Below are 13399 nucleotides of genomic sequence, written 5' to 3'. Positions count from 1 at the left end.
TTTTCTTTGACTTTTCCGGCGCGAGCGGCCGGTGAGCTTCGAATGAGGAATTTTTGCATATTATGCAAATATCGTCCAGACTATTTCATTATCAGCAATGCCGATAATTTGGTCCTGCACAAAAGTGCATGATATGCAAAATTAGGTGGGTTCCCAACAAATGTCGCCGCGGAGCGAAATCCAAAGGAGAAGCAAGATGCCGTCACTGACGAAATTCCTCGCCCTCGCAGCCGTGCCGATCGGCCTGGTCCTGGCCACACCGCAGGGCCGGGCCGCCGAACCGGTCATCTCGGACGGCTTCGTCAAGATCGGCATCATGAACGACCAGTCCGGGCTCTATGCGGATCTGGCCGGTCCCGGCTCGGTGGTCGCCGCAAAAATGGCGATCGAGGAGTTCGGCAGCACCGTCCTCGGCAAGAGGATCGAGCTCGTCTCCGCCGATCATCAGAACAAGGCCGACATCGGTGCGGCGAAGGCGCGCGAATGGTTCGACCGGGACGGTGTCGACATGGTCGCCGATTTCTCGAACTCGTCGGTCGGCTTTGCGGTGCAGGCCCTGGCAAAGGACAAGAACAGGATCGCCATCATCATGGCGGCCTCGTCCGATTTCACCGGCAAGGCGTGCACCGCGACCTCGGCGCAATGGGTCTATACCAGCTATTCCAATGGCTACAGCCTCGCCAGGACCATGACCGATGGCGGCGACAAGAGCTGGTTTCTGCTGACGGTCGATTACGCATTCGGGCATGCCTTCGCCAACGATATCCGCAAGGCGGTGACCGAAGGCGGCGGCGCCGTCGAGGGCGAAGTGCGCCACCCGCTCAACACCGCCGACCTCAGTTCCTATCTGCTGCAGGCCCAATCCTCGAAGGCCAAGGTGGTGGCGCTGGCGAGCGCCGGCGCCGACATGGCCAATGCGATCAAGCAGGCGGCAGAATTCGGCATCAACAAGAGCAAGACCTTCGTGGCGCCGATCGTCTTCATCACCGACATCCATGCGATGGGCCTCGCCAGCACCCAGGGCCTTCGCTTCATCTCCGCCTTCTACTGGGACCGCACCCCGGAGACGCGCGCCTGGTCGGAGAAGTTCTTCAAGCTGCACAAAGCCATGCCGACGATGACGCAAGCCGGCGTCTATTCGGCGGTGCGCCATTATCTTCGCGCGATCGAAGCGGCCCGGACCGATGAAGCCGGCGCCGTGATGGCGAAGATGAAGGAGCTGCCGGTGGACGACATCTTCACCCGCAACGGCAGGGTCCGCGAGGACGGGCTGCTGATGCACGACATGTACCTGATGCAGGTGAAGCAGCCGCAGGAGTCCAGGGAGCCATGGGACTATTACAAGGTGCTGGCCACCTTGCCGGCCGACAAGGTGTTTCCGCCACTGGAAGCGAGCGCGTGTCCGCTCATCAAGAAGTGACTTGCACATTATGACACGGCGCAAGCCGAAGCTTGCGCCGTTTTTACCGCTGATCTTGCGCCCGATGCAAATCACCTCTAGAGCAAGTCCCGGTAAGCAATCACAGTAGCTTTCGGGAGGAGCCATGGATCAGGCGCGGCTGATCGCCCGGCAACTTGGCGCGCGAATCCGCAAAGCGCGCACGGATCGAAAGCTCACGCTGCAGGCGCTCGGCAACGACACCGGCCTCTCGGCGGCCTATCTCTCGCGGGTGGAGCGCGGCGAAGCGGCGATGTCGATCGCCAACGTGATCCTGATCGCGACCCGGCTGAACATTCCGCTGCGCGACCTGTTCGAGGATTCCGCCGACGTCCAGGCGCCCAAATACTACACCATCTCGCGCCGCCGCCAGCGCGAGACCTCCCCTCCGCACTCCGCCAACGGCTACGACTATCACTGGCTCTCGGGCGACCTCACGGACCCCAAGCTCAGCGCCTTCGTGCTTGATTTTCCGGTTACCTCCGACCTCGACATCAAGCTGCTCTCCCACGAGGGCGAGGAGATCCTCTACGTGCTCGAGGGCAGGATCGAATTTCAGATCGGCGAGGAACGCTTCGTGCTCGACCAGGGCGATTGCGTCCATCTGTTCGGCGATCGGCCGCATATGGGCCGCAATGCCGGACTTGGACCGGCGCGATTATTGATGGTGGTGACGCCGCCGGACGTGATCGAACATCATTCGGAAGTTCAGCCGTGATCCGGAGAAGTGGTTTTTCAAGAATATCTCGCTCGAATAGAAAATGAGATCATGATCCGATTTCGTCCGCTGGCAACGTGACGCGGTCGATCAATCGGCGGCAAGCGCGCAGGATACGCAGGCGACCGCAGCCAGCGACATCTCGTAGGCCGAGCCTTTCGTGGATCGATGGGTCATCAGCAGGCTGGCTGCGATCACCATCACCACCACATAAAACGCGAACACGGCGCCGATCCATTTCCAGTCGATTCGGCGCGCATCGGGCGTGAGGCTTTCAATCAGGCTGCGCATGATTTCCTCCTCATCAGGAATCGGGGAGCGGTATAACTTGCTTGCACGGTGCGCCATGTGAGCCAGTTCACAATTCACCGAATGGTGCGCGCCAGTGATCTGGCAATGATCTGAAGGGGGTATCCCGTGACTGGACCAGAACTGAAAAGGCTTCGCGAGCACCTCGGCGAGGCCATCCGCCAGCCGCTCACGGTGGCCGACATGGCCAGGCTATGCGGGCTGAAGGCGCCCGACGGCGCCAACACCATTCGCCGCTGGGAGGTGACGGGACCGAGCGCGCAAGCCGCCGATCTCCTGCGCGTGCTGGCGATGGCCAGCGAACACTATCCGATCCTCGAGAAGTTCAACGTGTTCGACCGCCATGACGTCCCGGAGAAGGAGCGGCCGGGGCGCAGGGCTCAATTCCGCGAGCAGATGCGCGAGGACATCCGGCGCAGGCTTGGTTAAGCGAACCTTGCCTGGGAGCAAAGGGCAATTAAGCCTTCATTCACGGTTCCTTAAGCCGCCGTTAAGCACAAAAAACAATTACCGACCAACAGGTTGGACAATCAGCCGCAATCGCCCCGCGCTGACATGATTTTATTCAAATGCGGTCTTTACTCGCGCCACGGGGGCGCTGCGCGCAGCGTCTCGTTTTGAATCTCCGGGGAATGAAATGAAGAAGATCCTGCTCGCAACCGTTGCCCTCGTGGCGCTCGCCGCCGCCGCGCCGGTATTCGGCGCCGATCTCGGCGCCCGTCCTTATTACAGCAAAGCGCCGGCGCCAGCTTACGCCGCACCGATCTACAACTGGACCGGCTTCTATATCGGCGGCCATCTCGGCGGCGCCTTCAGCGGCAGCGACAGCTTTGGCGGCTTCGCGCTCGGCGACGATAACACTCGCTTCCTCGGCGGCGTCCAGGTCGGCGGCGACTGGCAATTCCATCCGAACTTCCTGATCGGCGTCGAAGGCCAGTACTCGTGGCTCGGCGGCGACCAGGTCAACGCGGCGTTCCCCGGCGGCTTCGTCTACAGCAACGACCAGCGCGGGATCGGCTCGATCACCGGCCGCATCGGCTGGACCTGGGGCCCGGGCCTGGTCTACGCGAAGGGCGGCTACGCCTATTCCGACAACAACGAAATGCTGACATTCGTTGGTGTCCCGGTCGGGTTCGCGCTCAGTGACAGCCATCGCAACGGCTTCACCGTCGGCGGCGGCATCGAATACATGTTCGCGCCCAACTGGTCGGCCAAGGCCGAATATCAATATTACGATTTCGGCGACAGCCGCTTCATCGCGCCAGCCCCGCTGGTGCCATTCGGCAGCTTCCATAATGACGAGCACACCGTGAAGGCCGGCATCAACTATCGCTTCAATCTCGGCAATTTCGGCGGGCCGGTGGCCACGGGCTACTGATCCCAATCCAAGAGATCGAGCAAGAGATCGAGAAAGGCTGGCATCTCGCCGGCCTTTTTTGATTCTCGAGAGGTTGTGGATGCGACAATTCTGCAAGCATCGCGCGATCAATTCCGACGTGCGGTACAAAGCTACTTCAACGCAGCCATGCGCGGCAAAAATTGCAGCGCCGGGCGTTCAAGTTCCCGATTTTGTTAACCCGCCATCGCGATACTGCCGCGCGAGGATTCAAGCTCAAGGGCAGTGACTGCGGGGGCAGGCAGATGGCGTTACGATTCCGCTTCGGTAAATTGAAACTTAAGGGCATCCGACGTCCGCGATGGGGCGTCCGGGGCAGCCTGTTCGCGGCGTTCGCCGTCATCGCCGCCATGGCGATCGTGATCAGCGCAGGCGCTGCGATGGTGTTCGAACAGCTCGGCAAGACCATGGGCGACCTCTCCGGCCGCGACATCCCGCGGCTTGCCGCGAGCCTGCAATTGTCGGCGCAGAGTGCGAGCCTGGCGAGCCAGGGACCGGCGCTGCTCGCTGCGCGCACCGAAGAGTCCTTGAACGAGCGTTCGCGCAAGATGAAGGAAACCCAGACGCACGCGCTGCAGAAGCTCGACGAGATCATCAAGCTCGGCGCCGACAAGGCGATCGGCAACGCGCTCACCGAAACCGTCAAGAACATCGACGACGTGATCCAGAGCCTTGGCTCGGCCGCGCGCGAGCGGCTGGAGACGGCGGCGCTGCACGAGAAACAGTATGAGGCGCTGCGCAAGGCACAGGCCGAGTTCGTCGCGGCCTCCGCACCGGCAATGGTGGATTCGCAGATGCAGCTTCACGCGATCCTCGGCTCCGCCGATCCATCGTCCGATGATGCGAGCAATGCGGCACGCACCGTCGAACAGCTCGGCAACGTGATCGCGAGCGGCAATCTGATGGCCTCCAACATGGCCGCCGCGCTGTCGGCGACCAGCAGCGACACGCTGGAAGCGATCGAGAAGGATTTCAAGCAGGTACTCGCACAGGTAAAATCCAACCTCGAAGTACTGCCCAAGAGCCTGAGCGCCAAGACGCTCGCCGAAGCCGCCGCAAAGCTGCAGGCGCTCGGCCAGGGCAAGACCGGCGTGTTCAAGGTCCGCCAGAAGGAATTGGACGCCACCGATTTCGGCGAGACCATCCTGGAAGAGACGCGCAAGCTCAACGTCGGCCTCGGCATCAGCGTGCAACAGCTCGTTGACGGCGTGCGGAAGGCGACCGACACGTCCACCAGCCAGGCACGCCAGGAGATTTCGTTTGCGACCATGGTGATGCTCGCGCTCGGCGTCGCAACCCTGATCGGCTCGATCCTGTTCGTCTGGCTCTATGTCGGCCGCAGCATTCTCAAGCGGCTCAAGGGCCTGCAGGACTCGATGCAGCGGCTGTCGGCCGGCGATCTCGAGACCGAGATCTATCAGAGCCGCCAGGATGACGAGATCGCCGCGATGGCCAAGGCGCTGACGGTGTTCCGCGAAAGCATGATCGAGGGCCGCGCGCTCTCGGCCGAACAGGACAAGGACCGCACCGCCAAGGCGGAGCGCGCCTCGCGCATGGAAGCCCGTATCGTCGAATTCGAATCCACCGTCCGCAGCGCGCTCGACAGCCTGCAGAATGCGGCCAATTCGATGCAGTCGACGGCACAGAGCATGTCGGCGACCGCCGACCAGTCGAGCGCACTGGCGAACACGGTCGCCTCCGCCGCGGAGGAGACCTCGGTCAACGTGCAGACGGTGTCCGCGGGCACCGAGGAGCTCTCTTCCTCGATCGCCGAGATCGGGCGCCAGGTCGTGACCTCGGCGGAGATCGCGCGCAAGGCGGTGGAAGAAGCCGGCCAGACCGACGTCACCATGCAGGGCCTCGCCGAGAACGCCACCCGCATCAGCGTGGTGGTCGACCTGATCCAGACCATCGCCTCGCAGACCAATCTGCTCGCGCTCAACGCCACCATCGAGGCGGCGCGCGCCGGCGAAGCCGGCCGCGGCTTTGCCGTCGTCGCCTCCGAGGTGAAGAGCCTCGCCAACCAGACCGCGAAAGCAACCGACGAGATCCGCCAGCAGATCGTCAGCATGCAGGACGTGACGACGACGGCCGTGTCCGCGATCCGCAACATCAGCAATACGATCGGCGAGATCAACGACGTCACCACCGCGATCGCCGCGGCGGTCGAGGAACAGGGCGCAGCTACGCGCGAGATCGCCCGCAACATCCAGCACGCGGCCGGCGGCACCAGCGAGGTCTCCAGCAACATCGTCGGCGTCAGCAGCGCCTCGGCTGAAGCCGGCACCGCCGCCGGCGACGTGCTGAACGCCTCCAGCGAATTGCGCCGCGAGGCCGAGGTGCTGCGCGCCGAAATCGACGCGTTCCTGTCGAACATCCGCGCGGCGTAAGCGGGAACCGCCGTAGCCCGGGTGGAGCGCAGCGTAGTCCGGGATTGGCAGTCCGGGGCGGGATGGCCCCGGATTGCGCTTCTCGCTTCATCCGGGCCACGGGATATCCCTGCCCATTATCCGGACCGGGGTCTGCTTTTTTGAGCTAGCGCCGGGCGACAGGTACCGCTAAGCCGATAAGCGATGCATTCGAAAACGGACAGCGTGCAGTCCTCGGCCGAGGCACTGCGATACCCCTTCGAAAATCACCCCGGCCCGGACCAGGTCGTGGAGGTGATGCCCGGCGTGCTCTGGGTACGGCTGAAGCTGCCGTTCCGTCTCAACCATGTGAACATCTATCTGCTCGCCGATGGCGACGGCTGGACCATGATCGATTCGGGTTTCGGCAATGAGGAATCGATCGGAGCCTGGACCACGCTGTTCGAAGGCCCGCTCAAGGGCGTGAACATCACCCGCCTGATCGTGACTCATTCGCATCCTGATCACGTTGGTCTGGCGGGATGGATCGTCGAGCGGTTCGGCTGCGCGCTTCACATGTCGCAGGTCGAATATCTGCAGTCGGTCTATCACCAGAACCGCGGCACCGAGGAGCGACTGAAGGCGCAGCGGCTGTTCTTCCGTCGCCACGGCATGGACGAGGACCTCACCGACAAGCTGCTGGGCCGCGGCCAGGAGTACCTGAAGCGGGTATCGGTGTTGCCGCCGTCCTATCGCCGCCTCACCCATGGCGACGAGGTCGTGATCGGCACGCGGCGCTTCAAGGTGGTCACCGGCGGCGGACATGCGCTCGACCAGGTGATGCTCTATTGCGCCGCCGACAAGCTGTTCCTGTCAGCCGACCAGGTACTGAGCAAGATCTCGCCCAATGTCAGTGTCTGGGCAGTGGAGCCGGAACAGAATTCGCTCGGCGAATACCTGGCGTCGCTGGCGAGCCTCACGACGACGCTGCCTTACGACGTGCTGGTGCTGCCCGGCCATGGCGTGCCGTTCTACGGCATGAAGACGCGGATCAAGCAGCTTGCCGACCATCACGAGGAACGCTGCCGGCTGATCGCCGAGGCCTGCCGGGAGACCGCGAAAACCTCGAAGGAGTTGGTACCGGTCGTATTCCACAAGCACGTGCTGGATGCGCACCAGATGGGATTTGCCGCCGGCGAACTGATCGCCCACGTCAACTACATGCTCGTCGAGGGCCGCCTGACGGCCGAGGAGGCCGACGGCGTGCTGCGCTTCCGCACCACCTGACGCCGGCCGGTCGCGTCCAGCTCATTTCATCTGGGCAATCGCCTGCATCGCCGCGATGTAGCCGTATGGCCCCAGGCCACAGATCACGCCGGTCGCCACGAAGGAAATCCTGGAGTGGCGGTGATATTCGTCGCGGGCGTGGATATTGGAGATGTGCACCTCCAGCACCGGCCCCTCGAACGTCTTGATCGCATCCATGATGGCGACGGAAGTGAACGAGAAGCCGGCCGGGTTGATGATGATGGCGTCCGCCTCCTGCCGGGCCGACTGAATCAGGTCGACGATCACCCCTTCATGGTTGGACTGGTGGAAGGCGATCTTCAGATCCAGCCTCGCGGCCGCCTGCCCGCAGCTTTCCTCGATCTGCGCGAGCGTCGTTGTGCCGTAGATATGTGGCTCCCGCACGCCGAGCAGATTGAGATTGGGACCGTTCAGAATCATGACTCGTTTCATGGTGCGTCCTCCTCCTCGAAAATCTTCGGCAGAGCATGGCCCAGCGAGGTTCCCTGGCCGGCACCGTGCACCAAATTGGAGATCAGGGCCACGCCGACAGGTCACGTGGTCAAGTTGTCTTCGAGGGACTTGCGCGCCGGCTGCGACGTCGTGCGAAGTCGAAACGGAGGCGCAGCCTGTGCGACCCGGCCCGGCGTTCAAATGGCGCCTAGCTCTTTGATCCACATCAACATTTGCTCCGCTTCCATGGACAATCTGTCCAATGTCTTGCGCATGCTCAAACGTGGGATAGCGCATAGACATTAGAGATTGAAAAGCTCTAAGAAAGAGGCGGCCGCTCCGGCCGGGTTCCGCTCCAGGTTTGCCCTAGGTCTTGCCCATGGATTACAGCCAGTTTTTCAGCGCCGCCCTCAACCGCCTCCATGACGAGCGGCGTTATCGCGTATTTGCCGACCTCGAGCGCATCGCGGGCCGCTTCCCGCACGCGATCTGGCACTCGCCGAAGGGCCAGCGCAATGTCGTGATCTGGTGCTCGAACGACTATCTCGGCATGGGCCAGCATCCCAAGGTCGTCGGCGCCATGGTCGAGACCGCGACCCGCGTCGGCACCGGCGCGGGCGGCACTCGCAACATCGCCGGCACGCACCATCCGCTGGTGCAGTTGGAGGCAGAACTCGCCGACCTCCATGGCAAGGAAGCCTCGCTGCTCTTCACTTCCGGCTATGTCTCGAACCAGACCGGCATCGCGACGATCGCAAAGCTGATTCCGAACTGCCTGATCCTGTCGGACGCGCTGAACCACAATTCGATGATCGAAGGCATCCGCCAGGGCGGCTGCGAGCGGAAGATCTTCCGCCACAGCGACCTCGCACATCTGGAAGAACTGTTGCGCGAGGCCGGTCCCGAGCGGCCCAAGCTGATCGCCTGCGAAAGCCTCTATTCGATGGACGGCGACGTCGCCCCGCTCGAGCAGATCTGCGATCTGGCCGAGCGCTATGGCGCCATGACCTATGTCGATGAGGTCCATGCGGTCGGCATGTACGGACCGCGCGGCGGCGGCATCGCCGAACGCGACGGCGTGATGCACCGTATCGACGTGCTCGAAGGCACCCTGGCAAAGGCGTTCGGCTGCCTCGGCGGCTATATCGCCGCCAAGGCCGAGATCATCGATGCCGTGCGTTCCTACGCGCCGGGCTTCATCTTCACGACCGCGCTGCCGCCGGCGATCTGCTCGGCCGCGACCGCCGCGATCCGCCATCTCAAGGCCTCGAACTGGGAGCGCGAGCGCCACCAGGAGCGCGCCGCCCGCCTCAAGGCGATCCTGAACGCGGCCGGCCTGCCCGTGATGTCGAGTGACACCCATATCGTGCCGCTGTTCGTCGGCGACCCCGAAAAGTGCAAGCGCGCGACCGACATCCTGCTGGAGGAGCACGGCATCTATATCCAGCCGATCAACTACCCGACCGTCCCCAAGGGCACCGAGCGGTTGCGGATCACCCCGTCGCCCTACCACGATGACGGCCTGATGGACGGCCTCGCGGAGGCCCTGCTGCAGGTCTGGGAACGGCTGGGCCTGCCGCTGCGCAAGCAGCCGATGGCGGCGGAATAACCCTAACGACGCGACATCGGCGATTGGAACGGCAGCGCACGATGCGCCAGCCGCCCGATCCCGCTATACTCTCCCGCCACGGCCCGTTCTGAGGCCGGGAAGGGAGATCAGCAGCGATGCTGCACGACTGGGGCGTCATCGCCGCCGCGTTCGCCTATATCGGGTTCCTGTTCTTTGTCGCCAGCCGTGGCGACCGGCTGCCGCCGGAACAGCGCGGCCGCGCAGGCATGGTGATCTACCCGCTATCGCTCGCGATCTATTGCACCTCCTGGACCTTCTTCGGCTCGGTCGGATTTGCGACCCGCACCAGCGTCGACTTCCTCGCGATCTATGTCGGCCCGGTCCTGATGATCGGGCTGTGCACCCCGCTGCTCCGCCGCGTGATCGGCCTTGCCAAGTCGCAGAACATCACCTCGATCGCCGACTTCATCGCCGCGCGCTACGGCAAGAGCCAGGCGGTAGCCGCCACCGTGGCGCTGATCGCGATCATCGGCTCGGTGCCCTATATCGCGCTCCAGCTCAAGGCGATCGCGTCTTCGCTGGAAACGATCCTGACCGAGGACAGGGCATTCTCCTCGGTGCCGATCCTCGGCGACATCGCGCTGGTCGTCACGCTGGCGATGGCTGTGTTCGCTGTCCTGTTCGGCACCCGGCAGACCGACGCCACCGAACACCAGCATGGCCTGATGCTGGCGGTCGCAACCGAATCCATCGTCAAGCTGGTGGCGTTCCTCGCCGCCGGCATCTTCGTCACCTTCTGGATGTTCTCGCCGACCGAACTGATCGAGCGCGCGATGAAGACGCCGGAGGCGGTGCGCGCGATCGAATATGTGCCGTCGGTCGGCAATTTCCTGACCATGACGCTGTTGTCGTTCTGCGCGATCATGCTCTTGCCGCGTCAGTTCCATGTCAGCGTGGTCGAGAATTCGGGCCAGGACGAGGTCGGTCGCGCGCGCTGGCTGTTTCCGCTCTACCTCGTCGCGATCAACCTGTTCGTGATCCCGATCGCGATCGCAGGACTCGTGACGTTTCCGTTCGGCGCCGTCGACAGCGACATGTACGTGCTGGCGCTGCCGATGGAGGCCAACGCCTCGCTGCTCAGCGTCGCCGTCTTCATCGGCGGGCTGTCGGCGGGCACCGCGATGGTGATCGTGGAATGCGTGGCACTGTCGATCATGGTCTCCAACGACATCGTGCTGCCGACGGTGCTGCAGCGCAGCCGAGAAACGCTCGCCGGACAGAAGGATTTCAGCGACTTCCTGCTGAGCGTGCGCCGCTTCGCGATCTTCGGCATCATGCTGATGGCCTATTTCTATTATCGCGCGCTCGGCAACACCCAGCTCGCCGCGATCGGGCTGTTGTCGTTCGCGGCGATCGCGCAGCTTGCGCCCGCCTTTTTCGGTGGACTGTTGTGGCGGCAGGCGACCGCGCGGGGCGCTATCGCCGGCATGGTGGTCGGCGTCGCGGTGTGGATCTACACGCTGTTCCTGCCGAGCTTCCTGGAAAGCAGCACCACGGGGCTGATGCTGCTGCAGCACGGCCCGTTCGGCATCGAGGCGCTGCGGCCGCAGGCGCTGCTCGGCACCGACCTGCCGCCGCTGTTGCACGGCGTGCTGTGGAGCCTGTCGCTGAACATCTTCACCTACCTCGTGTTCTCGCTGGCACGCGAGCCGACCTCGATCGAGCGCCTGCAGGCCGACCTGTTCGTGCCTCACACCTTCACGCCGATCGCGCCGAGCTTCCGGCGCTGGCGCACCACGGTGACGGTGCAGGACATCCAGAGCACGGTGGCACAATATCTCGGGCCCGAGCGCGCCGACCACGCCTTCGAGGCGTTTGCAACCGAACGTGGCGGCAGGCTCGACCCAGCAGCGCCCGCCGGCCTCGAATTGCTGCAGCATGCCGAGCGGCTGATCGCCTCCTCCATCGGCGCCGCCTCCTCGCGGCTCGTGATGTCGCTGCTGCTGCGCAAGCGCACGGTTTCGGCAAAGGCCGCGCTGAAGCTGCTCGACGATTCCCACGCGGCGATGCATTTCAACCGCGAGATCCTGCAGACCGCGCTCAACCATGTGCGTCAGGGCATCGCGGTGTTCGACGTCAATCTGCAACTGATCTGCTCGAACCGGCAATTCGCCGAGATCCTGGCGCTGCCGGCGCACCTGGTTCAACTCGGCATCCCCTTGCCGGAGATCCTGGAGTTCATGGGCGCGGTGAATCCGCAGGGCTCGGGCGACGCGCAGCTCATGCTGGAGAAGCGGCTCGCCGCCTACACCACCGAGGGCGAGCCCTACCTGGAGCGGCTACCCGACCGCCACATGGTGATCGAGGTCCGCACCAACCGGATGCCCGGCGGCGGCTTCGTCATCACCTTCTCCGACGTGACGCCGAGCTTCGAGGCGGCCGAGGCGCTGGAGCGCGCCAATGCGACGCTGGAAAAGCGCGTGCGCGACCGCACCGAGGAACTCACCCGCCTCAATTCCGAACTGGCGCTGGCCAAGAGCGCGGCCGAGGACGCCAACATTTCCAAGACGCGATTTCTCGCGGCCGCCAGCCATGACATCCTGCAGCCGCTAAATGCGGCGCGGCTTTACGTCACGAGCATGGTCGAGCGCCAGCAGGGCGGCGAGGATGCGCGCCTGGTCGAGAACATCGACGACTCCCTGGAAGCGATCGAGGAGATTCTCGGCGCGCTGCTGGACATCTCGCGGCTCGATGCCGGCGCGATGACGCCGTCGATCAGCCGCTTCAAGATCGGCGATCTCATGCGCTCGCTCGAAATCGAGTTCGCCCCGATCGCGCGCGCCAAGGGGCTCGAGTTGACCTTCGTACCCTCCTCGCTGGCGGTGGAGTCCGACCGCTCGCTTCTCAGGCGACTGTTGCAGAACTTCGTTTCCAACGCGATCAAATATACGCCGCGCGGGCGCGTGCTGGTCGGCTGCCGGCGTCGCGGCCGGTCGCTTCAGATCTGCGTCTACGACACCGGCGTCGGCATTCCCGTGCTCAAGCGCCGCGAGATCTTCAAGGAGTTCCACCGCCTCGAACAAGGCGCGCGGATCGCACGCGGCCTGGGACTGGGGCTGTCGATCGTCGAACGGCTGGCGCGCGTGCTCAATCATGGCATTGCGCTCGATGCCAATGCCGGCGGCGGCTCGGTATTCTCCGTGAGTGTTCCGGTGGCGCAGGCGATCAACCACACCGGTCCCGTGACCAGCGCGACGCCGCTGGTCAAGACTCCGATTAGCGGTGCGCTGATCGTCTGCATCGAGAACGACCCGGCGATCCTCGATGGCATGAAGACGCTCTTGACCGCCTGGGACGCCGAGGTGATCGCGGTCGCCGATCCCGAAAGCGCGATCGGCGCGATCGAGGCGGCAGGCAGGCCCATCACCGGCCTGCTGGTCGACTATCATCTCGACCGCGGCAACGGCGTCGCCGCGATCCGGGATATCCGCCGTCGCTTCGGCGAGGGGCTGCCCGCGATTCTCATCACCGCCGACCGCAGCCCCCATGTCCGCGCCGCCGCGCGCGAGGAAAACATCGCAGTGCTCAACAAGCCGGTGAAGCCCGCCTCACTCCGCGCGCTGCTCGGACAGTGGCGGACCCAGCAGATGGTGGCGGCGGAGTAGACGCGCGATGCGCTGACTGGAACGAGCCGCACGCTCCAACCTATCTCCTCACCCTGAGGAGGTCGCTTAGAGCATTTTCGGTTCTGATTGAATCAGAACCGAAGCTCTAGATTCTTGTTTTGACGCGTTTTCTTCACGCGAACCGGTGTCCACTTCGCTCGAAAACGCTCTAGCGACCGTCTCGAAGGGCGAGGCCACTGACCGGGCCTGATGGT

At 63.8% G+C, this 13399-nt stretch carries 10 protein-coding genes; 8 read left to right on the top strand and 2 right to left on the bottom strand.

What is annotated here, in order from left to right:
* Positions 1 to 196: 196 nt before the first annotated feature.
* Positions 197 to 1420: an ABC transporter substrate-binding protein gene (locus I6F35_RS07010; protein ID WP_225116929.1), complete on the top strand. Its 1224-nt coding sequence runs from the start codon at positions 197 to 199 to the stop codon at positions 1418 to 1420.
* Between the two features lie 124 nt (positions 1421 to 1544).
* Positions 1545 to 2156 (top strand): XRE family transcriptional regulator, encoded by a 612-nt coding sequence (locus I6F35_RS07005; RefSeq protein WP_225116928.1) that lies wholly within the window; start codon positions 1545 to 1547, stop codon positions 2154 to 2156.
* A gap of 90 nt (positions 2157 to 2246) precedes the next feature.
* Here I6F35_RS07005 and I6F35_RS07000 read toward each other — a convergent pair whose 3' ends face one another.
* Complete coding sequence (locus I6F35_RS07000) at positions 2247 to 2504, bottom strand: hypothetical protein (RefSeq protein ID WP_225116927.1); 258 nt, start codon at positions 2502 to 2504, stop codon at positions 2247 to 2249.
* 69 nt (positions 2505 to 2573) lie between these two features.
* On the opposite strand from I6F35_RS07000, the gene I6F35_RS06995 reads away from it, so the two are divergent.
* The 4 genes from I6F35_RS06995 to I6F35_RS06980 all read left to right on the top strand — a co-directional run bounded on the left by I6F35_RS06995 (position 2574) and on the right by I6F35_RS06980 (position 7496).
* Positions 2574 to 2894 (top strand): hypothetical protein, encoded by a 321-nt coding sequence (locus I6F35_RS06995; protein ID WP_225116926.1) that lies wholly within the window; start codon positions 2574 to 2576, stop codon positions 2892 to 2894.
* Between the two features lie 208 nt (positions 2895 to 3102).
* Complete coding sequence (locus tag I6F35_RS06990) at positions 3103 to 3843, top strand: outer membrane beta-barrel protein (protein WP_225116925.1); 741 nt, start codon at positions 3103 to 3105, stop codon at positions 3841 to 3843.
* Positions 3844 to 4106: 263 nt separating this feature from the next.
* Positions 4107 to 6251, top strand: coding sequence for a HAMP domain-containing methyl-accepting chemotaxis protein (locus I6F35_RS06985; protein ID WP_225116924.1), 2145 nt, complete (start codon positions 4107 to 4109; stop codon positions 6249 to 6251).
* A 183-nt stretch (positions 6252 to 6434) separates the two neighbouring features.
* Positions 6435 to 7496 carry an MBL fold metallo-hydrolase gene (locus I6F35_RS06980; RefSeq protein WP_225116923.1) on the top strand — a complete coding sequence of 354 codons (1062 nt, stop codon included), beginning with the start codon at positions 6435 to 6437 and terminating at the stop codon, positions 7494 to 7496.
* A 21-nt stretch (positions 7497 to 7517) separates the two neighbouring features.
* Here the strand turns inward: I6F35_RS06980 and aroQ are convergent, their stop codons facing one another.
* On the bottom strand, positions 7518 to 7949 hold the full coding sequence (aroQ, locus tag I6F35_RS06975; protein WP_225116922.1) for a type II 3-dehydroquinate dehydratase: 432 nt from the start codon (positions 7947 to 7949) through the stop codon (positions 7518 to 7520).
* Positions 7950 to 8328: 379 nt separating this feature from the next.
* On the opposite strand from aroQ, the gene hemA reads away from it, so the two are divergent.
* Positions 8329 to 9558, top strand: a complete 1230-nt coding sequence (gene hemA / locus I6F35_RS06970; protein WP_225116921.1) for a 5-aminolevulinate synthase — start codon at positions 8329 to 8331, stop codon at positions 9556 to 9558.
* Positions 9559 to 9674: 116 nt separating this feature from the next.
* The gene (locus I6F35_RS06965) at positions 9675 to 13184 is read left to right on the top strand and encodes a PAS domain-containing hybrid sensor histidine kinase/response regulator (protein ID WP_225116920.1); all 3510 of its coding nucleotides are present in this window, start codon (positions 9675 to 9677) and stop codon (positions 13182 to 13184) included.
* Positions 13185 to 13399: the final 215 nt, after the last annotated feature.

It is taken from the genome of Bradyrhizobium sp. BRP22 (assembly GCF_020194175.1).
In the GTDB taxonomy this organism is placed as follows: Bacteria; Pseudomonadota; Alphaproteobacteria; order Rhizobiales; family Xanthobacteraceae; genus Bradyrhizobium.
The sequence above is the reverse complement of the archived record's forward strand: the minus strand, read 5'-3'. Positions and strand labels throughout refer to the sequence as shown.